19 protein-coding genes are annotated in these 23267 nt (G+C 57.4%); 12 read left to right on the top strand and 7 right to left on the bottom strand.

Features of this window, described 5'->3' with window-relative positions; genetic code table 11:
- Positions 1-8 precede the first annotated feature (8 nt).
- The 6 genes from KJS55_RS06935 to KJS55_RS06965 all read left to right on the top strand — a co-directional run bounded on the left by KJS55_RS06935 (position 9) and on the right by KJS55_RS06965 (position 9681).
- The gene (locus tag KJS55_RS06935; RefSeq protein WP_228300480.1) at positions 9-800 is read left to right on the top strand and encodes a ParB/RepB/Spo0J family partition protein; all 792 of its coding nucleotides are present in this window, start codon (positions 9-11) and stop codon (positions 798-800) included.
- 144 nt (positions 801-944) lie between these two features.
- Positions 945-2780 carry a VanW family protein gene (locus KJS55_RS06940; protein WP_213542990.1) on the top strand — a complete coding sequence of 612 codons (1836 nt, stop codon included), beginning with the start codon at positions 945-947 and terminating at the stop codon, positions 2778-2780.
- Positions 2781-2996: 216 nt separating this feature from the next.
- Positions 2997-3101 (top strand): TnpV protein, encoded by a 105-nt coding sequence (locus KJS55_RS06945; protein WP_228300481.1) that lies wholly within the window; start codon positions 2997-2999, stop codon positions 3099-3101.
- Between the two features lie 330 nt (positions 3102-3431).
- On the top strand, positions 3432-4034 hold the full coding sequence (locus KJS55_RS06950) for a recombinase family protein (RefSeq protein WP_213542991.1): 603 nt from the start codon (positions 3432-3434) through the stop codon (positions 4032-4034).
- 233 nt (positions 4035-4267) lie between these two features.
- Positions 4268-8053, top strand: coding sequence for an S-layer homology domain-containing protein (locus KJS55_RS06955; protein ID WP_213542992.1), 3786 nt, complete (start codon positions 4268-4270; stop codon positions 8051-8053).
- Positions 8054-9021: 968 nt separating this feature from the next.
- Positions 9022-9681 (top strand): Crp/Fnr family transcriptional regulator, encoded by a 660-nt coding sequence (locus KJS55_RS06965; RefSeq protein WP_187029974.1) that lies wholly within the window; start codon positions 9022-9024, stop codon positions 9679-9681.
- 405 nt (positions 9682-10086) lie between these two features.
- On the opposite strand, the gene KJS55_RS06970 is transcribed toward KJS55_RS06965, so the two are convergent.
- From KJS55_RS06970 to KJS55_RS17660, 3 genes are all read right to left on the bottom strand, one after another.
- Positions 10087-10833 (bottom strand): SDR family NAD(P)-dependent oxidoreductase, encoded by a 747-nt coding sequence (locus KJS55_RS06970; protein ID WP_187029976.1) that lies wholly within the window; start codon positions 10831-10833, stop codon positions 10087-10089.
- Positions 10834-10906: 73 nt separating this feature from the next.
- Positions 10907-11482, bottom strand: a complete 576-nt coding sequence (locus tag KJS55_RS06975; RefSeq protein ID WP_187029978.1) for a 4Fe-4S binding protein — start codon at positions 11480-11482, stop codon at positions 10907-10909.
- A complete protein-coding gene (locus KJS55_RS17660; protein WP_213542993.1) occupies positions 11479-11688 on the bottom strand; it encodes an ATP-binding protein in 210 nt (69 codons plus the stop codon). Before KJS55_RS17660 ends, KJS55_RS06975 begins: the two co-directional genes overlap by 4 nt.
- 337 nt (positions 11689-12025) lie before the next feature.
- Here KJS55_RS17660 and KJS55_RS06985 point away from each other — a divergent pair, with 337 nt between their 5' ends.
- Entirely contained in the window at positions 12026-12628 is a 603-nt protein-coding gene (locus KJS55_RS06985) for a VTT domain-containing protein (protein ID WP_187029982.1), read from the top strand.
- A gap of 147 nt (positions 12629-12775) precedes the next feature.
- On the opposite strand, the gene rpsT is transcribed toward KJS55_RS06985, so the two are convergent.
- A complete protein-coding gene (gene rpsT / locus KJS55_RS06990; RefSeq protein ID WP_187029984.1) occupies positions 12776-13039 on the bottom strand; it encodes a 30S ribosomal protein S20 in 264 nt (87 codons plus the stop codon).
- Between the two features lie 179 nt (positions 13040-13218).
- Here rpsT and gpr point away from each other — a divergent pair, with 179 nt between their 5' ends.
- Entirely contained in the window at positions 13219-14115 is an 897-nt protein-coding gene (gene gpr, locus KJS55_RS06995) for a GPR endopeptidase (protein ID WP_187029986.1), read from the top strand.
- Between the two features lie 441 nt (positions 14116-14556).
- On the opposite strand, the gene KJS55_RS07000 is transcribed toward gpr, so the two are convergent.
- On the bottom strand, positions 14557-15849 hold the full coding sequence (locus KJS55_RS07000) for a lactate racemase domain-containing protein (RefSeq protein ID WP_187029988.1): 1293 nt from the start codon (positions 15847-15849) through the stop codon (positions 14557-14559).
- Positions 15850-15951: 102 nt separating this feature from the next.
- Positions 15952-16701 carry an exodeoxyribonuclease III gene (locus tag KJS55_RS07005; protein WP_187029990.1) on the bottom strand — a complete coding sequence of 250 codons (750 nt, stop codon included), beginning with the start codon at positions 16699-16701 and terminating at the stop codon, positions 15952-15954.
- 184 nt (positions 16702-16885) lie between these two features.
- Between KJS55_RS07005 and metG the strand changes: the two genes are divergently transcribed.
- From metG to KJS55_RS07025, 4 genes are all read left to right on the top strand, one after another.
- On the top strand, positions 16886-18940 hold the full coding sequence (metG, locus tag KJS55_RS07010; RefSeq protein ID WP_187029992.1) for a methionine--tRNA ligase: 2055 nt from the start codon (positions 16886-16888) through the stop codon (positions 18938-18940).
- A gap of 176 nt (positions 18941-19116) precedes the next feature.
- Positions 19117-19815: an HAD family hydrolase gene (locus KJS55_RS07015; protein ID WP_187029994.1), complete on the top strand. Its 699-nt coding sequence runs from the start codon at positions 19117-19119 to the stop codon at positions 19813-19815.
- A 159-nt stretch (positions 19816-19974) separates the two neighbouring features.
- Positions 19975-20457 (top strand): RNA polymerase sigma factor, encoded by a 483-nt coding sequence (locus KJS55_RS07020; protein ID WP_213542994.1) that lies wholly within the window; start codon positions 19975-19977, stop codon positions 20455-20457.
- Positions 20447-21541 carry a zf-HC2 domain-containing protein gene (locus KJS55_RS07025; protein WP_213542995.1) on the top strand — a complete coding sequence of 365 codons (1095 nt, stop codon included), beginning with the start codon at positions 20447-20449 and terminating at the stop codon, positions 21539-21541. The genes KJS55_RS07020 and KJS55_RS07025 overlap by 11 nt, the downstream gene beginning before the upstream one ends.
- Before the next feature lie 49 nt (positions 21542-21590).
- Here KJS55_RS07025 and KJS55_RS07030 read toward each other — a convergent pair whose 3' ends face one another.
- Positions 21591-23117: a 4Fe-4S dicluster domain-containing protein gene (locus tag KJS55_RS07030; RefSeq protein ID WP_187030000.1), complete on the bottom strand. Its 1527-nt coding sequence runs from the start codon at positions 23115-23117 to the stop codon at positions 21591-21593.
- Positions 23118-23267: the final 150 nt, after the last annotated feature.

Raw genomic sequence — 23267 nt, forward strand, 5'->3', positions numbered from 1 at the left:
GCGGTCTCATGGCCCAGACCTGGCAGGTGCTCCACCTGCCCCCTACGGCAATTCAGCCCAACCCCTGGCAGCCGCGGCGTTTTTTTGATTCGGAAGAGCTGGAATCCCTGGCGGATTCCATCCGGCGCCACGGTATCTTACAGCCCCTGACGGTGCGCCGCAGCGGGGAGGGCTGGGAGCTGGTGGCCGGAGAGCGCCGCCTGCGGGCGGCACAGATGGCGGGGCTGGAGACGGTACCCTGTGTGGAGCGGGAGGCGGACGAGAACGACTCCGCCCTGTTGGCGCTGGTGGAGAACTTACAGCGCCAGGACCTACATTATCTGGAGGAGGCTGCCGCCATCGCGGACTATCTCCTCCAAACCGGCGTCACCCAAGAGGAAGCCGCTGCCCGGCTGGGCCGGTCCCCCTCCGCGCTGGCCAACAAGCTGCGGCTGCTGCGGCTCTCTCCAGACTGCCGCCGTATGCTGGTGGAGCACGGCTTGTCCGAACGGCACGCCCGGTGTCTTTTGCGTTTGGAGGGCGAGGAAGACCGCATGTCCGCCCTCCGTTATATCGTGGACCACCAGCTGACCGTCGCTCAGGCGGAACAATATGTGGAGCGGCGGCTCATTGCCCTGCAGTCCACGCCGCCAGCACGGCGCAAGGCCTTTATTCTCAAAGACGTGCGGTTGTTTCTCAACAGCCTGGACCGGGGGCTGCGGCTGGTGCGGGAGGCGGGCGTGGACGCCCGGACAGAGCGGACGGACACAGAGGACGCCATTTTTCTCACCATCCGTATTCCCAAGCAGCCGTCCTCCTGACCGCCAGCTGTCAAATCCTTCTATTTTTTCCGTTTTTTTATGGTTGTTACGGGATTGTAATCACTTTTTTTCAAAATGCGTGTTAGAATAGGCTCACAGAGTTCTTGAGATGTGATTCTATCATGGAACAGCGGGAGGGGCTTCATGGAACAGATCAACGAAGCCAGTGTGCAAAAAGAGGGCGGCGCCCGCCTGAAAAAGGGCGGGAAGGGCCTTTATATCGCTCTGGGCGTGATCGTGCTGGCACTGGCGGGCACATATCTCGGCCTGTGCGCCTATGCCGGGTCTCTGGGGACCTTTTATCCTAATACGACTATCAACGGTGTCGCCGTGGGTGGACTGACCCCGGCGGAGGCGGCCGGGAAACTGCGGGAGGCAATCCCCAGGCAGACGCTGGATTTCTATCTGCCGCTGACCGACGAAGCCGGCGACGGAGAGACCGCGTCTGAGGGAGATGTCCTCTATGGCGATACACCAACTGACACCGTCTCCTATGAAGCTCTTGGAATTACTGGCGACTTGGACTACGACAGCGGCGCCCAATTTGTATTTGATTTGAGCCAGACGGAGCCCGGCTTTCTGGCAGATGGCTGGAACCTTTTGACCAACCTGGTGGGGCGCCGGAGCGCCAAGGGGATTGCCCTGGACCCGGATGAGGCAATTTTTACAGAGCGGGTGCAGCAGCTGGCACAGGCCTTTTCCCGGGAACCGGCGGATACAGCCTACGAGGTCACGGAGGACAGTCTTGAAATCACGCTGGCCCAAAACGGCTTGACGGTTTCCTCCGCCGCTTTGGAAAATGCAGCCAGCGCAGCCCTGAAGGAGGGTCATTCCCAGGTATATGTCGAGGGAACCATCCTTCCTGCCAAGACCAAGACCGCCCAGGAAATTCATGAAGAGGTCTCCGGAGAGGTGAAAAACGCCTCCTATGACGCCAAGACCGACACCATTCTTCCGGAGCAGGCAGGGGCGGAGTTTGACACCGCAGCCGCCCAATCCACCATGGACGCGGCCGCTCCCGGAGAGACCGTCTCCATTCCCGCCGAAGTGGAGCTGCCCGCCGTAACGGCCGAGGAGCTGGCCCCGCTTTTGTTCCGGGATGTCTTGGGCGAGGCCAGAACCCATGTGGGCGGAACCTCCGCCCGCAAATCCAATGTGAAATTGTCCGCCGCCGCCATCAACGGCTATACCATGAACACCGGCGACGTGTTTTCCTATAATGGCGTGGTGGGGCAGCGCACCGCCGCCAACGGCTATCAGGCTGCTCCCGCCTATGTCAAGGGTGAGACCGTGGATGAGATCGGCGGCGGGATCTGCCAGACCTCCTCCACGCTGTATCTCGCCTGCCTGCGGTCCAACCTGGAGATTACAGAGCGTTACGCCCACCGCTATATTCCGGCCTATATCACTGCCGGCATGGACGCAACGGTATCCTGGGGCGGGCCGGACTACAAGTTCACCAATAACACCCAGTATCCCATTAAAATCGTCACCACCTACGCCGATGGCTATCTGACGGTGAAGGTGCTGGGCACCAATGTAGACGGCACCAGCGTCAAGATGACCAACGAGTGGCTCTCCACCACACCCTATGAGGTGGTATATGAGGATGACTCCACCCTGCCTGCCGGCACCGAGAAGGTCAAAACCTCCCCCTACACCGGCTACAAGTACCGTACCTACCGCAACGTCTACGATGCAAACGGCAAGCTGATCTCCTCCACGTATGAGGCCACCAGCGACTATAAATCCAGGGACAAGGTGGTTCTCCGCGGTCCTGCCGTGGAAAGCCCCGACACACCGGTTCTGGGGCCAGAGGAGATTCCCGTTCCCTCGGAGCCAGGAGATGTCACACCCGCGGAGCCGGGGGAACTTCCGGAGCCTCCCACTGATTCTGCAAATCCCCCGGAAACAGACTCCGGTCAGTCTCCGGAGACCACGCCTCCGCCTCTGATTGTGATTCCCGAAGAGGGGATCTAAAAAGAAGCCGCAGCGGCTTCTTTCCGCTTGCCGAAAACGTTTTCGACCAGCTGCTGCAAGTTTTTTGATCTTTCAAAAGCTCGAAAAACGGATGATAAAAAACGAAAGACACCCTTGGGAGGAACTTCGTAAAGAAGTTCCTCCCAAAACTATTTGTTAAGCCAGCCGGAAGTGATTGAATTGCAGGGAGATTCAGCCTATTTGGAGGAAAGCATCATGGGAAAGTCTGCATTCGAGCAAATGGGCGGGACCTACCGCCAGGAGGGAGATTACCTTCTCCCCAACCTCACAACGCCGGAAAGGGTTCCTGCCGGTATCTAACCCAATGGGTGCAGGCGGTATCTGCGGCTGAGGAGCCGAGACCATCCAGGCGGAATTGATTTTTACCTGATTAAAACGGAGGGGGCGCAAGGCGAATTCCCTTGCGTCCCCCTTCCTATTTCCCCGCTTCCTTGCGGAACCGGGAGAGATGCTATATAATCGAAAAGCCGTTGCCGAGCAGACGATTGACATTCAATCGTCTGCTTTTCTTTTTCTAACAGTGCTTTATGGCCTAGAGATGCCTGGACAAAACCGCTGTCTGTCAAATACGCGAGAGAACTGGATGAGCAAATGGGGCTTGCCTGTGGACAAACAGAATGGAGGGATAGTATGGCTCTTATTTACGGATATATTCGTGTCAGCACGCGGGACCAGAACGAGGATCGGCAAGTCATCGCCCTGCGGGAGATGGCGGTGCCAGAGGGCAACATCTACATGGACAAGCAGAGCGGCAAGGACTTCCAGCGCCCACAGTACAGAAAACTGGTACGGCATTTGAAAAAGGATGACCTGCTCTATATCAAGAGCATTGACCGTCTGGGGCGGAATTACAAGGAAATCCTGGAGCAGTGGCGCATCCTGACTAAAGAGAAAGGGGTGGATATTGCAGTACTGGATATGCCCCTGCTGGACACCCGGCGGGGCAAGGATTTGATGGGGACATTCCTCAGCGACATTGTTTTGCAGGTCCTCTCCTTTGTGGCAGAGAATGAACGGACTAACATCCGCCAGCGGCAGGCAGAGGGCATCGCGGCAGCAAAGGCCAGGGGCGTGAAATTTGGCCGTCCTTCAACGCCCCTGCCCGACAACTTCCACGAAGTGCATCAGGCGTGGCGCAGCAAGAAGATCCCTCTGCGGGAAGCGGCACTGGCCTGCGGGATGCCGGAAGGCACCTTCTATGCCAAGGCAGTGAAGTTTGAAAAAGCCACCTAAATAAAACATGAGAAAGTTTGAAAAAGTCTACTTTTACAAACTTTCTGCCTGGAACTCACCTATGGACAGTATATACGCAAAACCCTAGTTTTTCAAGTGGAATGGAACTAATTTTGGTGAAAAATCATCCTTTGTAAAAGTAGGATTTTATAAAGAATGAGGGGGTGAACAGGCAGTATGCGGAACCCGCCTAACGGTCGAGCTCAAAATGATATGATGGGAGGAAATACTAAGTGAAGAAAAGAATTTTGTCGGCATTGCTCATCTTTTGTATGATGCTGACGATGATTCCGGCTGCGTTAGCGGTGGAGAGTGAACTGCCCGCTGATGGACAGACTTCCACCGGCAGCGCACCGGTCGCAAGGGGTGAAAATGCTCAGACCACCGCCACCTATGAACTGACTGCAACGAATAACATAGAGGGAACTGTCGTTGCAGGCAAGAAATACGAGAATGGTGTCTCAGCAACCCTTAAAAACACCGCGTCTGTGGCAGGTATTACAGATGCCGTGTTGAAGTTCGAACTTACAGAACAACCAAATGGCTCCAATCCTCAGATTCTGGCCAAAGACAGCGAGGATCAGGAATGGAATCTGGCGGAAATTGGCCAGTGGGGGCCGCCACAGGGCTTCTCGGTTGGAGCGAATTATGATGTAACAACTAATTTTACCGTCCAGTTCGACAAGGCAGGCACCTATACCGCGGAATTCAAGCTGGTGAGCGTGGCAAAGCCGGACGAAGCGTTGGTAACCGGTACGATGACGATTGACGTTGCTGTATCTGAAGATAGTGCAATTCAGGTAGAGTATACGAAAGACAGCCAAAGCAAAACCGTCTATTACACCGGCTTGGACAATGATGATCGAAATAACGATCATTACTGGGATGTTATCAGCGATTTGAGCAGCGGTTATCTAAACGCTGATACCAATGAGCCCATAACCGTTACTCTGCTGGATGACATTACCCTTGCAGACACCACCATTCTGGTGGATGCTAGGAAAAAGGTCACCATCAACGGCAACGGTCATACAATTACTGCTACGATGAGCAGCTTTGCAGAGGCCGGCAAGCCAGGTGCTGATGCTGTCTCTATCACCAACGACAGTACGCTGACACTGAACAATGTCAAACTCAACATTAAAGCCGCTGATGCCGTTGTGCTGAATGGAGAAACTTCGACACAGGGTATTTACAACGATGGCATCCTAACCCTGACGGGCGGCACACAGGTAACGATAAACGGCGTATCGAAGAACGGCATTAACGGCAGCGGCGATATCACGATCAGCGGCGAGAATACCAAGATCGAAGTAACGGACGTTGGCGGCTCAGCGATCAAATGTGATGATCTGAAAGCGGATGAGGGCGCAACAATCACTATCAGCAACACGCCTTATCATGGTATCACTGGTAAAAACGTGGCCATCCAGAATGCCACGGTTTCGGTGGATGATGCTGATTATATTGGTATCGCGGCGACCGGGGATGTATCTGTCACCGGTGAAGGCACGAATGTTACCGTTCAGAACAGCGGCAGCAATGGCTCCGGCTATCCTGCGGTTCGCGTGGATGGCGGCTTTACCATGACGGACCGTGCGAACCTGACGATGACTGGCAATGGCCCGGCCGAAAGCGGCGCCGATTTCAACGCTGTTCGACTGAACGCTGTTGAGGCGACTGCTACCGTTGAGGGCGCGAGCCTGAACGGTGGTATTGACGGCACGACCATTTCAGACCGTACCGGCAGCATCTCGGTTTCCAATGCAACCGTGACCGGAAACATCACGAACGGTGGAAGCGCCAGCACTGTACTGCTCAACAGCCAGATTAACAAAGCCCCGGAGGGCGCAATTGTTATCGGCTGCACAGATACAACCGGCGAGAAAATCGAAGATTCTGTGAGCGAGGGCGTGGTTGCCGTATACAATGGAACCCCCTATACTTCGCTGAAACAAGCCGTTGAGGCCGCCACTGGCGATGATGCAAAGACCGGAGACATTACGCTGGTAGCGGACGTATCCCTGACCGAAAAAATTTCGATTACCAAGGACGTCACCATTGTCGGCAACGGAAAGACCATCGCAGGCAAAACGGACAGCACGGAGGTCTATTTTGAGATCACCGCCGGTACGCTTAACATCTCCAATGCCAAGTTGACTGGCTTCGGAGACACCGCTGCGACCCAGACAGGCTTCGGCGTATTCAAGATTCCGAACACGGCAAGTAATGCCAAAATTATTGCCTCTAGCTTGACCGTTGAAAAGTTTAACCGCGCGGCATTTGATGTGCGCAACGGCGCATTTGAAATCAAGGACTGCGTGATTAACTGCGACAACGGACAGGAAGCGGCTCTGACCAAGGGTATTGTCGCCGGTTATGATACGACTGGCACAGTGACAGGCAGCGTAGAGGGCTGCACCATTACCGGCTCTAACTCCACCTACGAGGGCTGGAGTTCCAACGGGATCGAAATCAGCGCCGGGGCCGAGGTCAAAATTTCCAACACCAGAATTGACAGTATGAAGGGTGGCATCAGCGTTGCCCGCAACTATGGCCATGGCGAGGCCAAGGTGACACTAGAGAACTGTACCGTTACCGGCAAGGACTATGCCCTGCGCATTTTTGAGAGCAATAACAGCAGCGAACCAGTCACAGGATCTTCTGCCAGTCTGACCGTTCAGGGTGGCGCCTATACCGGCGATGTGCGCATCAGCCGCAAGGACGCTGATACAAACGGGGAAAATAACGCAAATGGTAGTACCATTACAGTAACAGGCGGCAGCTTTGATTCCTCGGTTGCCCAGTATGCAGACAGCAGCTTGCAGTATGAGGCGGTCACTGCGGACGGGAAACAGTTTACCTACCACAAAACGGTGGAAGAAGCGATTGCAGCGGCTGGCAGTAACGGCAAGATCACTCTGATTGCTGGAGAAAGTGCAGAAAAGGCAGATACCGTGACGCTGGATTATGGCTATGACAATATCAAGTACACGGTGAAAGTTCCTGCTGGAGAGAAACTCAGCCTTCCCACGGCGAACCGCACTGGTTATACCTTCCAGGGATGGTATCTGAATAACAGCAAGATCACGGAATACACCGCTGCGCAGGAGGGTGGACAGACGGTTATCATTACCGCACAGTGGTCCTACAGCGGCGGCAGCTCTGGCGGCGGTGGCAGCTCTGGCGGCGGCGGTTCCTCTAGTGGCGGAGGCGGTGGAAGCAGTTCTGCTTCTTACGCCATCACGGTGGATAAGGCCACTGGCGGTACTGTCAAGGTCAGCCCCACCCGTGCTGACAAGGGCGACACTGTGACGATTACCGTTAGTCCCAACAGCGGTTACGAGCTGGACACCCTGACCGTAACCGACAAGAACGGCGACGAACTCAGCCTGACCGAGAAATCGGACAACAAGTTTACGTTCAAGATGCCGGGCAGCAAAGTGACTATTGAAGCGACTTTCGCCAAGGTCAGCGAGCAGACGACCCCGGGCATGTCCTTTAACGATGTGTCTACCGGCGTATATTATTATAATGCCGTAAAGTGGGCGGTTGAAAATGGCATTACCAGCGGCACCAGCGCGACTACGTTCAGCCCGAATGCTTCCTGCACCCGTGCGCAGATGGTGACGTTCCTGTGGCGTGCAAACGGCTCGCCCAAGGCGACCGGCGCAAACCCGTTCACTGATGTGCAGGCCGGCTCGTACTATTACGATGCCGTCCTGTGGGCGGTTGAAAAGGGCATCACCAGCGGCACCAGTGCAACGACCTTTGCACCCAATGCTACTGTGACCCGCGGCCAGACCGTGGCGTTCCTGCATCGCGCAAACGGTTCCCCGGCAGCTTCCGGCAACAGCCCGTTCACTGATGTAGCTTCCAGTGCGTATTATGCGGCGGCTGTCCAGTGGGCGGTTGCGGAAGGCGTCACCAGCGGCACCAGCGCGACTACGTTCGCCCCGGCCGCTCCCTGCACCCGCGCCCAGATCGTGACATTCCTATATCGGGATATGGCCGAATAAGCAGGAAGCGTAGACAAAAGCAAAACCTTTGACCGTGAAACCATGTGGCGGGGGCGTCTGTTTTCCAGGATGCCCCCGCCAGCCCCTTGCTGTGTACTAAACTAAAGCCGCTACATAGACGGCCACACAAGACCCTTGGCGGTAGAGGAACTTCCTGCCAGGGGCTGGTACGCTTTTGCAACGGTTTCTTTTTACGCGTTGACCAGTGAATGACCGCCCGCATGAGATGCCTCGCCATGACCTCGTTGGAGCGGGCGGTGCAGACTCAGCGTATGATCCCCGCACAGGATCAATATAGAGAAAGGAACTATGCCAGATGAACAGCGCCTTGCCCGGTTCCAAGAGCGTCAATATCCCGTAAGCGCCAAATACAGGTTTGAAGGAGCAGGAAGAAAAAGAACGAGGGCAGCAAAAGCAGCCCTCGCATCCGAGAAAGGGTGCGTCATGACAGATCGTCTGTCACAACAGCTAACATATGGATTAGATTGAGCCAGTTTCTTACGCAGTGTTCCATAAGTTGCAGGACGAAATCTCTGTTACAGGAAATTCCGGGAATAAACGCGGTCTCGTGTATCGCACTGCTTTCACAGCGTTTCGCCAAAATTCCATAGGACTTCCTGTTTGAGAAAGGCGCATATGTCTCAACTCCGGTTCCCTGGTCGCTCTTGTCTGACGTGCTGTGCCACATGGCATCGACAATGTGAGTATAGGCGTTCAGCGTGGTGGCGCTGGATACATGGCCGATAACGGTGCCCAGAGTTTTGATGCCCATCCCATGTTTCAAAAAGGCGATGGCGAAGGTGCGCCGCAGATCATAAAATCCTCGTCAACATGAAGGACCTATGTGTATTTTTCCCTCTTTGTTCCCGGATGCTTATTATATTCGCTCTCTGGATAAACCTTTCATGGAGCCCGTTGACAACCTGTTTAGGATTCAATATACTGATAATCAGAGGAGAGGTTGAACTATGGACTTTCAAAGTTATTTCCCGATCTGGAAGAAACTGACTCCGATGCAACAGGAGCGTATCCTTAACAGTCTGACGGAACGGAAGGTCAGCAAAGGGACCGTGATCCACAACGGCAACATGGACTGTACTGGCTTACTGCTGGTGAAGTCCGGCCAGCTTCGTGCCTATATTCTTTCCGACGAAGGACGAGAGATCACCATCTACCGTCTGTTCGAGCGGGACATGTGTCTGTTTTCCGCCTCCTGTATCATGCGCTCCATTCAGTTCGAAGTGACCATTGAGGCAGAAAAGGATACAGAGCTTTGGGTCATCGCCGCCGAGACATACCAAGGCATTATGGAGGAATCTGCGCCTGTTTCAAATTATACCAATGAGCTGATGTCGAGCCGTTTCTCCGATGTAATGTGGCTCATGGAGCAGATCATGTGGAAAAGCCTTGATAAGCGTGTTGCCGCATTCCTTTTGGAAGAAGCATCCATCGAGGGGGCCAATCGACTGAAAATTACCCATGAGACCATCGCCAACCATTTGGGCTCCCACCGGGAGGTGATCACCCGAATGCTCCGCTATTTCCAGAATGAGGGGATGGTCAAGCTGTCCCGCGGTACGATAGAGATCACCAATACAGAAAAACTTAGATTGCTGAACGATATGTAGTTGAATGTCCGCCGTGCATGTTGCATCGGCGGACGTTTTCCTTTTAGCTCCCCTGCCTGATTTCAGTCAGCTGTTAACTGGAATTTTAGACAGCAGCCCCAGTTACATTCTGGCTCAGCTTCACCTGCGCGGTTTTTTCGGAAGCTCACAGCCATTTCCTTAACTCCGTGGATGGCTTTCAGTGCCTTCCGGATATGCATAGCACAGTGATCACAGCCTCTGGCGGCTTTCTCACGCATGGTCCCACCCTGGTGGAGCAGGCGGAACAAACGATGTCTATAATATCAAATTGCGTCTTTTACATGCCCCCTTTTTTCTCTTCGGCTTCTTTTGGGTGGGAACGCATGGTTTGACGTACCGCCCTATGCCATAGGTAATTGTCATTCATCACAGCCTCACCGCCTGTTAGGTTCTTGCCATGCCGTCCACACTCAGTACAACACCGGTAATATAGGACGCCTCATCAGAAGCCAAAAACGCAAACGCATTGGCAATGTCTTCCGGCTGGCCCAGACGCCGCAGAGGAATTCTTGCGATCATAGGATCAAGGATTTCCTTGGGGACTGCTTTCATCATATCAGTCTCAGTAATGCCGGGGGCTACCGCATTCACACGAATGCCCTTGGGCCCCAATTCACGCGCCAAAGATATTGTCAGGCCATTTACTGCAAATTTAGATGCAGGATAGGCAAAGCCACTGGGCTGGCCGGAAATGCTGACCATGGAGGAGGTGGAGAGGATCACGCCTGTTTCTCGCGCCACCATGCACTCGGCTGCGGCGCGGGTGGTGTTAAATACGCCTTTTACATTCAAGTCCATTACCTGATCAAAGGTTTCTTCCGTGTATTCCATAAAGGGAGTGCTTTCGGATATCCCCGCGTTATTGACCAAGATATCCACGCAGCCATATTTCTCAGTAGCAGACCTGAAGGCTTCTCGCACAGATTCCAGGCTGGCCAAATCGGGGCTGATGCCGGCGACCGTCGCTTCAGGATATTTTTCTTTCAGCCTTGCAACCGCTTTATCGGCAGACGTTTGAGAGCTTGCGGCCAGAATGACTGTGGCTCCTTCTGCCAGGAACTTATCCGCAGTGGCGTAGCCTATGCCGCGGCTGCCTCCGGTGATAATCGCTACTTTGTCTTTGAGTTTCATAGGAAAAGCCCCCTTCTTTTTTTATTTTGTAGGTATATTTTATCGAGGAAACGCTGATCGTTCCGTGATGAGATCACTCTTTTCCATTTCGAACTCTGCAAATTAGCTGGGTCATCGTCCCCATGGGGCAGTAGACGCACCAACTACGAGGTTTGAACAGGGCCATGGTGATCAGGCCGAGCACGGTGGAGGTCAGCATCACACTGTAGAATCCAAAGGCAAACTGTACCGCACCAGGGTGAAACTGTGTTCCATGATATGCCCATTGCCAAGGCAGCTTGAAGGTCCATAGAAGTGTAACTGTCTGTTTCAAGTCCTGTGCTCCGGAAAACACCAAATAGGTGTTCCAAAGCATCGCGAAGAACATGACGAAAAAGAATACCAGAAATCCATAGCGGAACCACTTGCTCTTCATCCATTTTGGAATATCTTTTTTTCGGGAAAAACCAAACCGGCCTCCCAGTAAACCAAAGAGCTGCCCTCTGCCGCAGTAACGGTTACAGTAGCCTTTTGTTCCTTTTGCGAGCGAGATGATAAGTGGGATGAAAAAGCAGAAAAGACCCAGCCACGCAAACAGGATATTGAAAAACCCCAGAATCAGATAGGTCAGCGAAACGATCCAGAGATAGTCATACCAATGCTTTTTCATGCCTCCACCTCCCGAATTTGGATGACACTGGCAGGACATTCTTTTGCGCATTTTCCGCAGCCTAGGCATTTGTCCATATTCACCTGTGCCATTATGCCTCTCATAATTTGAATCGCTCCCACAGGGCAGGTCTTCACACAGCAGCCACAGGCAACACAATCCTCTTGGGTAATAAAGGCTTTTCGTTTCTTTCTGATAGCAGACATAAGCACCCTCCTGTGATTGATTGACAACAGGATACCAGAGAGACTCCTTCCTTTCTGTGATGATATCACCTTAGAGTCAAAACCTCCGGCTAAGCCGGAGGTTTGAGTAGGCCCTATAAGGGCTGATACGGGTGAAGCCTTAGGGAGCCCCGAAAGGTTTGTCGACTGCATTTCTTTCTCGGGCTGCCCCTTCCTGGGTTTCTTTCATAACTTTCTTCCTTCCCATCGCGCAAGCCATACATCTTTTCGGCAGTCTAAAAAAGAAGCCGCAGCGGCTTCTTTTTTCTTTTTGGGACATACTAGCTCTGTAATTCGACAGATTTCGGAGGATCTGCCCATGGCAAAACACTGGTGGCTCCCCCTTGCCATTCTCTGTGCCGGGGCCGTGGCGGTCTGGCCTTTGCGGGAGCATCTGACGGCGGCGGAGATCGCCGCGCGCTCTCCCCGGGAGACCTGGCTGGCGGCGCTTTTCCTGTTGGCTCTGTATACGCTCAAGGGTCTGTCCGTGGCCTTTCCCCTCTCGGTGCTGGAGGCGGCGGGCGGGCTGCTCTTCCCGTTTCCGCTGGCGCTGGCGGTCAATCTCGCCGGGGTGATGGCGGCGCAGACTGCGCCCTATCTTCTGGGCCGGCGGCGGCAGGAGAGCAGCCTCCCGGAACACTGGCCGAGGCTTTCCGGCAGCCGCCCCGGACGAACGGTATTCCTCCTGCGGCTGGCGGGAGTGGCCCCAGGCGATCTGGTCAGCATCTACCTGGGCGCCGCCGGCGTCCCCTGGGGCGCGTATCTCACCGGCGGGGTGCTGGGGAGCTTTCCCCGGGTGCTTGCCGCCACGCTGCTGGGCGCCGCGCTGTGGGAGTTCGGCTCCCCCCGCTTCTTCCTCTCTCTGCTCCCCGGCGCCGCGCTGACGCTGCTCTCCCTGGTCCTGTGGAGGGCCTGGCGCTAAGGGATGGAACCGGCGGACAGGCTGCGGCCCTCCATTCCCGCTCCGCGCCGCCTCTCAATCTCTCCACCGCCGAGGTGCCCTGGCAGTCTCCGGGCGCTGGAGAAAAATAAAAAGGACATCCTTTGGATGTCCTTCCGGCTCTTGAAATCAGCCGATCTTATTGAGCTTGAGCGTCAGGGCGCTCTTGCGGCGGGCAGCCGTGTTCTTGTGCAGAATTCCCTTGGCCACAGCCTGATCGACTTTCTTCACGGCGACCTTATACGCCCCATCGGCCTCGGTGCGATTGCCTTCTGCGGCAACAGCCTCGAACTTCTTGATGGCGGTTTTCAGATCGGATTTCGCGGCCTTGTTGCGGGCGTTTCTCGCCTCTGCGATCAGAACGCGCTTCTTGGCAGACTTGATATTTGGCAAACCAAACACCTCCTTTGGCAAATTCAGCGGATTTTTCCACCGTGCAGATAGATATTTTAGCAGGAATCCTTCTAAAAAGCAAGCACTTTTTTCGATTTTCTTTGAATTTATGTATATCGTGTCCCCTGGCGCAAAACCTAGGGGCACAACCACAACATTTTGTGCTGGGAGGCAGACACATGTTTATCAAACGCACCGACCTGGCATTGGAGGCCCGGGAACTCTGGCAGGAATCCGCGGAACGGACCTCCCGGCTCTCCGGCGTCAAGGCCACCAAAACCAAGCTGGAGGGATACCCCCTCACGCGGGTGGATATTTTGAACGAAAAGGGCGAGGCGGCGCTGGGCAAGCCCCAGGGCAGCTACCTCACCATTGACCTGACCACCTTCTGGCAGCGCAAGGCGGACTTTTTTGAGCGGGCGGTCCGGGCGGTGGGCAGCCAGCTTAAGGCGCTGCTTCCGGCCCAGGGACCGGCGCTGGTGGTAGGGCTGGGCAATCCGGCCATGACGCCGGACGCCGTAGGGCCGCTGGCGGCGGACAGCGTGCTGATCACCCGCCACCTCATCTCCGCCATGCCCAAGCATTTCTCCGGCTTCCGGCCGGTGGCGGTGTTCCGCTCCGGGGTGCTGGGCACCACAGGCGTGGAGTCCGCCGAGGCGGTGCGGGGGCTGGTGGCGGAGGTGCAGCCGGCGCTGGTCATCGCCGTGGACGCGCTGGCCTCCCGCCGGTGCGAGCGGGTGTGTACCACCGTGCAGCTGAGCGACACTGGCATTGTCCCCGGCTCCGGCGTGGGCAACCACCGCTCTGCCCTCAACCAGGAGACCCTGGGGGTCCCGGTTTATGCGGTGGGGATTCCCACCGTGGTGGACGCGGCCACCCTGGCGGCAGATCTTTTGGAGGAGTCCGGCCTCACAGAGGTGAACCCGGAGCGGCTGCGCCAAGGGCAGCAAACCCTGATGGTCACACCCCGGGACATTGACCAGCAGGTTCGGGACCTCTCGAAGGTGGTGGGCTACGGCATCAACTGGGCGCTGCAGGACCTGGAAATCGAAGAGATCAACGCGCTTTTGAGCTGACCGCGCCCCTACTCCGGCTGTCCAGCGCAAAGCGGACCGGCTCCACCACAAAGGCGCTCTCTCCCCTGCCAATCACGGTTCCGACCAAGTCCTTGGGAAATCGTATGGACTTGCTGCTGGTGTGCGGCTGTCTGGGAATTCCAAATTCTTGGCCAGAGAAGGGCTCCTCCTCTTGGTATTGCCTAAGATATTTTGTTAAAGTACTTCGCATATCATATCCAAGATCCGTGACAGTTTTTAGCAAGACATTCCAGCCGCACTATACCAACGATTGTTGGTGTTTCCCAAATTTTGTATGGCAGTTTCCTCATAATCTGATAAAAATCCGCAAAAACACCAAAAGGCCGGACCATCAGGTCCGGCCTTCTATTTTCAAGGTTCCCGCCCGCGGACGGTTTTTTTCTATCCGCCGCCATACGGCGGGCCATGGGGCCCCGCACCCTATTGGAATTTGGGCAGCGTATTCGCGCCATGGGGCAGCAGGGTCGCCCGCAGATCCCGGCCGCCGTTGAGCTCCCGGGAGAGCGCCAACGCCTCGTCCAGCGTCTGGACGGCGTGAATCCTCGCAGTGCCGAACTCCTCCTGCTTCATGCTGGTAACTACGATCATGTGGTGAGTCTCCGCGCACTCAGCAAAGAGGTAGCCGATAAACGCGCCGATGGAAAAGTTCTCCCGCAGGGCCTTCTCCCGGTCCACCATGGTGGGATACCCGGCAATCTGCTTTTGCGTGTCGGGGCTTCCGTATCCCTCCTGGGACTTGGTGACGAGAATGATGGTGCCGCCGTCCTCCACGACCTCCCTGGCGTTGCAGAGAGTCTTGATCGTCTGGTAGAAATTCAAGTCCTTGGGGTAGCCGCCGGCACTGGCGATCACCAGCGGCGTTTTCTCCCGCACCTCGACGCCGTACATCCGCTCCACCAGGTCACAGGCCGCCCGGTGTGCCGTCACCCAGTTGCCGGCAAACGCGGCGATGATCTCCTGCTGGTCGTTGACCACAACGTTTACCAAAAACGCCGGGTTCACCATGGAGCAGGCCTCCATCATATCCGCGTGAACGGGGTTTGTCTCGTTCATGTTGGCGCTGCGCACCGCCGGGTTGGAACCGTTTCCCAACCCTGGATTCAGCGCCAGGTTATGGTTTTTCATGATGGTCTCCCGGCCGGCAATTCCAGGGAGAATGCTCTTGCGCCCGCCGCCAAAGCCGGCCATGAAGTGATACACCACGCCGCCGGTGAGAATCACCTTGTCGCACGCCAGGACCCGCCTGTCCAGGTAGACCGGGGTCCCCCGGGTGGTGGTGCCCACGTAGGCCAGCTGCTCCTCCTCTGTGCACTGATGGTCCACCAGGCGAATGCGGTCATAAACCGCCTGAGTTACCAGCCCCACATGCTCTTCCGGCGTCTGACGGCGGTGGGTGCCGGTGGCGGAGATGATGAGCATGTCCTCATCCCGAATGCCCGCCGCCTCCAGCTCCGCCACCAGGATGGGGAGATAGGTCTCCGGAGACTGCCAGCGACGGGTGACATCCGAGATAACAATGCACACCTTCTCCCCTGCCCGCACCAGCTCCCGCAGCGGCGCGGAGTCAATCGGGTGGTCCAGCGCCCAGCGGATGTGCTCCTCCGGCGTCCGCTGCGGCAGGTCAACCCGGTTGGGCTCCAGCTCCGCTGCAATCAGCTCCGCGGGCAGGCGGACCTCAAATTCCTCTTCCCCATATTTCATTGCTTCTGCCATGGATGTTTCACTCCTTCGTTCCTTCCAGGCGTGCTTAAACGCCCGCCATCCCTGTGATACGCCTTGCGTCCGGGTTTGTCAAGGGCGTTTGCACAAAGCCCGTCATATCTCCAGCACCACCGGGCAGTGGTCGCTGCCTGTTACCTCGCTCCAGATGTCGGCGTTTTTGATCCTGTCCCGCAGCCGCTCCGAGACGATAAAGTAGTCAATCCGCCACCCCGCGTTGTTCTTCCGGGCATTGAAGCGGTAGCTCCACCAGGAGTACGCTCCGGTCTTGTCCGGATAAAGCGTTCGGAAGGTGTCCACAAATCCTGCGTCCAGCAGGCGGGTCATCTTCTCCCGCTCCTCGTCGGTAAAGCCGGGGTTGCGGCGGTTGGGGCCGGGGTTTTTGATATCCTTCTCTGTATGGGCCACGTTCAGGTCCCCGCAGTAGACCACGGGTTTCTTTTCATCCAGCTCACAAAGATAGTCCCGGATGTCGTCCTCCCAGGCCAGCCGATAGTCCAGCCGGGCCAGCTGATCCTTGGAGTTGGGGGTGTAGCAGCACACCAGATAGAACTCCGGGTACTCCGCTGTGATGACCCTTCCCTCGTGGCGGTGCTCGTCCATTCCAAAGTCATACGTGACCGCAAGAGGCTCCGGCCTGGTAAAGATGGCGGTGCCGGAGTAGCCCGCCTTGTCGGCGCTGTTCCAATAGCGGTGATACCCCGGCAGGTCGAAGTCCGCCTGTTCAGGGCGCATCTTTGTCTCCTGCAGGCAAAGGATGTCCGCGTCCGCCACATGGCAGAAGTCCAAAAAACCCTTGTTCAGACAGGCCCGCAGGCCGTTGACGTTCCAGGAAACCAGTCTCATCCTCATGTCCTCCCTGCTGTTTTTTCCTATTGTACCGGATTTCCCGGGAAAAAACAATGCCGCGCCCAGCGCCAAGGGCGGAATTTTCCAGGGGAAATGTTGTAATTTGGAATGGAATTCGCTATAATAACAGGGAATACCGGCGCTCTTTCATTCGGAGCCGCCGCGGAAAAGGAGAACCCCCATGGAAACAAAGAAATTCTATATCACCACCCCGATCTACTATCCCTCGGACAAACTGCACATCGGCCACACCTATTGTACCGTGGCCACCGACACTTTGGCCCGCTATCACCGCCTTCAGGGCGAGGAGGTCATGTTCCTCACCGGCACCGACGAGCACGGTCAGAAGATCGAGACCAAAGCAAAAGAGGCCGGCGTAAGTCCCAAGGCGTTTGTGGACAACATCGTGGAGGGGCCCCGGGGTGTGAAGGACCTGTGGAAGCTGATGAACATCTCCAACGACCGCTTCATCCGCACCACCGACGATTACCACGTCCAGGCCATCCAGCGCATCTTCCGGAAGATGTACGACAAGGGGGACATCTATAAAGGCGCCTATAAGGGCAAGTACTGCACGCCCTGCGAGTCCTTCTGGACAGAGAGCCAGCTCAAGGACGGCTGCTGCCCTGACTGCGGACGGCCCGTGGTGGACGCGGAGGAGGAGGCCTACTTTTTCCGCCTGAGCAAGTACGCCGACCGCATCCGGGACCTGCTGGAGAACACGGACTTTCTCCAGCCCCGCAGCCGGGTGAACGAGATGGTGAAGAACTTCCTGGACCCGGGCCTGGAGGATCTGTGTGTCTCCCGGACCTCCTTCACCTGGGGCATCCCCGTGGATTTTGACTCCAAGCACGTGGTCTACGTGTGGGTGGACGCCCTGTTCAACTACCTCACCGCCCTGGGCTATGAGAACGACCGCTACGATGACTACAAGGACGGCTGGTGGCCCGGCGTGAACATTGTGGGCAAGGAGATTGTCCGCTTTCACTCCATCATCTGGCCCGCCATGCTCATGAGCGTGGGCGAGCCGGTGCCCAAGCACGTCTTCGGCCACGGCTGGCTGCTGCTGGACGGCGGCAAGATGAGCAAGTCCAAGGGCAACGTGGTGGACCCCTATATCCTGGCGGAGAAGTTCGGCGTGGACGCGCTGCGCTTTTTCCTGATGCGCACGTTCCCCTTCGGCTCCGACGGCAACTTTTCTAACGAACTGCTGATTCAGACCATCAACACGGACCTTGCCAACGACCTGGGAAATCTGGTCTCCCGGACCACCGCGATGGCGGGTAAGTATTTTGGCGGACAGCTGCCGGAGGGCTGCGGTCCCACGGCGGACGAGGCAGACCTGACTGCCATGCTGTCCCAGGCCATGGGAGCCGTGGGCATCACCCTCAATTTCCCGGAGGGGGACGCCCGGAAATACGACTGCGAACTGCTCATCGCCGCCGCCAGACTCCGGGAGAGCTATGCCGAGGCCATGGACGCCTTCGCCCCTCACAACGCCCTGGCGGAGATTTTCAAGGTCATCCAGCGGGCCAACAAGTATATCGACGAGACAGCTCCCTGGGCTCTGGCCAAGGATATGGAACAAAATGGTCCCCGGCTTGCCCATGTGCTCTACAACCTGCTGGAGGCCACCCGCATCTGCGGTATCCTGCTCACCCCCTTCATGCCGGACAGCTGTGAGAAGCTTTTCACCCAAATCGGCGCGGAGGCGGACGTGCAGACCTGGGATTCCGCCAGCGTCTGGGGCGCCCTGCCGGAGACCGTCACCGTCTCCAAGGGGGAGAACCTCTTCCCCCGCATTGACATGGACAAGGCCCTGGAGGAGCTGGAGGCTCTGGAGGCCGAGGCCCGCAGAGCGGCCCTGCCCGCCGTGGAGGTGGAGCCCCAGCTCACGGAGCAGGTAGACTTTGACACCTTCTGCAAATCGGATTTCCGGGCGGTGAAGGTGAAGGCGTGCGAGGCGGTAAAAAAGAGCGAGAAGCTTTTGAAGTTTACTCTGGACGACGGCACCGGCACGGACCGCCAGATTCTATCCGGCATTGCAAAATACTACAAGCCCGAGGAGCTGGTGGGCAAAACGCTGGTGGCCATTGTGAACCTGCCGCCCAGAAAGATGATGGGCCAGGAGAGCTGCGGGATGCTGATCTCCGCCGTCCACACGGAGCATGGCGAAGAGCGGCTGCACCTTCTGATGGTGGACGATGCGATTCCGGCCGGTGCCAAGCTCTGCTGATCTTTCCCATTTGCAGCTTCCCCGGCAAACGTGTTTCTCCCCGGAGCGCCGCTTCGGCGGGAGGTGCGTTTCCAGGCGGATGCCGGGCCATGCCATCCTTTTTCCGGCAGTTTCAGCGGTTTGCCGCGGCTGTCAGGGCACCGGTGCCATGATTCTGAAAATCTGTGAGGTTTCTTATGCGGCTGCGAAGCGCAATTTTTGATATGGACGGCACCCTGCTGGACTCGATGCATATCTGGACCGATCTGGGCGCCAACACCCTGCGGGCTCAGGGCGTGGAGCCAGAGCCCGATCTCTATGACACCCTGAAGGTCCTGACCCTTCGGGACGGCGCCCAATACTGCAAGGAGCGCTACCATCTTCCCCAGAGTGTAGACGAAATTGTGGCCGTGACCCAGGGGCAGGTGGAGACGTTTTATCACCATCAGGTGCAGCCAAAGCCCGGTGTGGTGCGCTTTCTCTCTCTTTTGAAGATGGAGGGCGTTGCGATGTATGTGGCCACCAACACCGACCGCCATCTGGCGGAGGCGGGGCTGCGTCACGCGGGCATTGCGCCCTATTTCCGCGGGATGCTGACCTGCGGCGAGGTGGGCGCCGGAAAGGCGGAGAGTCCGGAAATTTACGAGCGGGCCATGCGGCGCCTTCAATCCAACAAGCAAAATACCGTGGTGTTTGAGGACGCCCTGCACGCCATTCAGACCGCGAAGCAGGCGGGCTTTCGGGTCTGCGCGGTCTATGACCCCTCCGCGGAAAGCGACCAGGCAGAGATTCAGGCCCTGGCGGACACCTACATCCGCTCCTTTGAGGAGTTGACCGAGGTCCATCCGGCGCAAGCGCCCGGCGGTGCTCTGGGGCAGAATCCGGCTTCTCTGTGACGCCCTCCTGTGGGAGGGCCGCCGCCCTTTTTCAGGGGCGTTCCTGCGGGAAATTCCGGCAGATCAAAAAACCGGCGGATAGCTCCGCCGGTTTTTTTGATTTTCCTGTAACGAATGCCTTCCGAAAGGGATTTAAGAAGAGAAAGGAGGGGGATGTCCATGGAAGATATGAGCCGGCTCTACCAACAGCATGCCCAGACCGTCTATAAATTTCTCCTGGCCCAGTGCCGGGATGCACACTTGGCAGAGGAGCTGACCCAGGAGACCTTCTACCAAGCCATCCGCTCTGTGGACCGTTTCAACGGTTCCTGCAAGGTCTCTGTGTGGCTGTGCCAGATCGCCAAGCACCTTTGGTACCAGCATCTGCGCAAGCACCGCCGAGAGGCTGCGGAGGGCCCGCCGGAGACGGTGCTCCCCTCCGCAGAGGAGGAAACGCTGGCCCAAGAGGGGCAGTTGGAACTGCTGCGGAAAATCCATGCCCTGTCTCCGGACGCCCGGGAGGTGGTCTACCTGCGCTCCTTCGGCGGCCTCTCCTTCCGGGAGATCGGGGATGTGTGCGGCCGGACGGAGACCTGGGCCCGAGTGACCTTTTACCGGAGCAAGGAATTACTGCGAACAGGAGGAACCAAGGATGAAAAATGACCTGACCTGCGCCGTGACAAGGGATTTGCTTCCAAGCTATGTGGAGGGGTTGACGGCCCCGGAGACCAACCAAGCGGTGGAAGCCCATCTCTCAACATGTTCGGAGTGCGCGGCGCTGCGGGAGGCGCTGGCCTCCCCTACCGAAGAAGACCCCCAGGCCGCCCGGGAGGTGGACTATCTCAAAAAGGTAAAGCGCAGGGGCTGGAAACGGGCGGCGCTGGCGGTGCTCTGCACGGCGGCGGTGCTGGCGGCGGCGCTGGCGCTGAAGGTGTTTGTGATCGGCACGCCGCTTCAGGTCCAGACGCTAATGGTCTCCTCCATCCGGGAGGAGGCGGAGCAGCTTCATTTGGAGCTCTCCTCCATGGCCTCCGCCAACGCCTATCACGGATGGAGCGTTGAAACCCAGGATGGCGTCGTCTCCATCTATGCCCGGGAGGTGTTAGTCTCTCCCCTGTTCTCCGACGGCACCGCCGCGCTCACCATCCCCCTGGATGGCGTCACGGAGATCTGGCTGGGCGGCACCTCCGGACGGCTGATCTGGCAGGAGGGCACCGCCATCTCCCCTGCCGTCCAGGCCATTTACGAGGCTCAAACCCCCTATCTCGGCGACAACTCTGCGGTGAGCGCGCTGCTCCAGGAGCTGAGCCGCTGGTACGGCGGCGGCATTCTCACCGGCTATACCATGAGCCTTCAGACCGCGAGCCAGCCCTACGGCCTGACCCTGGGATTTGCCGGCCCGGAGGTCCCGCTGGATTTAATGAGAAAACCTGATCCGGATTCCTTTGCCGCAGACCTCCATTTAGAGATGGAGCGCCTTTCTCCGCTGCTCCTGGCGCTGATCGGAAATCTGGAGGAGGTGCGCTGGACCTATCTCCGCCCTGACGGCATCACCCAGAGCCACACCGTCACGCTGGCGGAGGTGGACGCCGCCCTCCCTGCTGTGACGAAAGCCTATAACGCCGACCGGGGCACCGATTGGGTGCCGCTTGAGAGCGTCAAGGACTACGCCGCCTCCCCGGCGGACCTCCAGCAGCTCTGCGCCCTCGTGGAATATGGCTTCGGCTATGTCTCCTATCTGCTATAAAAAACGGGCCCCCGGCTAAGAAGCCGGGGGCCCTGATAAAATCTTGCGTTTACTGGTATTTCTTCTCCACCTCTTCCAGGCGGTTCAGATAGGGGCTGGTAGTACAGCTGAGCTCCGGTGCTGCCTTTTTAAACTGCTCCACGCTCACGGCGCTCTGCTTGACCGGCTGGATGGTGCCGGCGCCGGCTACACAGCCGCCGGGGCAGGCCATGCCCTCCAGCAAATAGCCGTTGCGCTTGCCGGCCCGGGCCATCTGCAGCATCTTGCGGCACTCCCGCAGGCCGTCGCCGTATTCGATGAGAACCTCCCGATCCGGGTCGATGTGCCGGATGGCCTCCACCACTGCGGCGGCCACGCCGCCGCCCACGGCAAAGCCCCGGCCCATGCCGGTGCCCTCATCCATATTGTCGGCGGGGTCCGCCTCAATCTTCGTGAAGTCCACTTCCTTGGCGTCAAACATGCCCTGGAGCTCCTCAAACGTCAGGACAAAGTCCACGTCGGAACGGACGGACCTCCGGTTGGCCTCCAGCTTCTTGGCCGCACAGGGCCCGATAAAGCAGATCCGGGCATTGGGATGATCCTTTTTCACCATGCGGGCTGTAATCACCATAGGCGTCAGAGCCATGGAGATATAGTCCTTAAACTCCGGGAAGAGCTTCTTGGCCATAACCGACCAGGCGGGGCAGCAGGACGTGCCCATAAAGGGCTGCTTTTCCGGTACCTCCTCCAAAAAGTCCTTGGCCTCCTCCACGGTGCAAAGGTCCGCGCCAATGGCGACCTCCACCACGTCCGCAAAGCCAAGCCGCCGCATAGCGGCCTTGAGCTTGGCCGGGGTGGCCTCCTTGCCGAACTGCCCCACAAAGGCAGGGGCTACGCAGGCAATGACCTCCTCGTTGCGCTGCATGGCGGTGATGACCTGCAGGATCTGACTCTTGTCCGCAATGGCGGCAAAGGGACAGTTCACCAGGCACATGCCGCAGGATACACATTTATCATAGTCAATCTTAGCCCGGCCCAGCTCATCGGAGCCGATGGCGTCCATGCCGCAGGCGGCGGCGCAGGGCCGCTCGATCTTGGAAATGGCATGGTAGGGGCACTGGCTGAAGCACTTGCCGCACTTGATGCACTTGTCCTGATCAATGTGGCAGTGCTTGTCCTTATCCAGATAGATCGCGTCCTTGGGGCAGACATTCATGCAGGGGTGGGAAATGCAGCCCTGGCAGCTGTCGGTGATCCGAATCTGCTTAGGGGGGCAGGCATTGCAGGCAAAGGGAATGATGTTGACCAAGGGCTCTTCAAAATATTTTTGATCGGTGGCTGCCTCTTGAATCTGGTCGCTCAGGGCAGAGCGGGGCTTGCCGGGGGCCAGGTCCATGCCCAGCGCCAGACGGACCCGCGCGGCAACAACGGCCCGCTCCAGGAAAACGTCGTGGCGGTAGTGGGCGATCTCCCCCGGGACCAGCTTGTAGGGAATCATATCCACCCGGTTCAGATCGCCGCCCTCATAGGCAAGACGGGCCACCTCCGTAAATACATTGCGGCGGATCTCGTCCACCACGCTGTGCACGCCTCTCATTTGTTATATCCTCCATACTGGCCGGATGGTCGCACTCCATCCGGGTATTCTTGTCGAAAGCCGACAGGCACTATTATACAAAGCGGTTTTTGCTTTTGCAAGGTGTTTTTGCAAAGCTTTTGTCAAGATTTCGCCGGTTCTTTTTTCCTT

Origin of the sequence: Pusillibacter faecalis (assembly GCF_018408705.1) — a bacterium.
Taxonomy (GTDB): domain Bacteria; phylum Bacillota; class Clostridia; order Oscillospirales; family Oscillospiraceae; genus Oscillibacter; species Oscillibacter faecalis.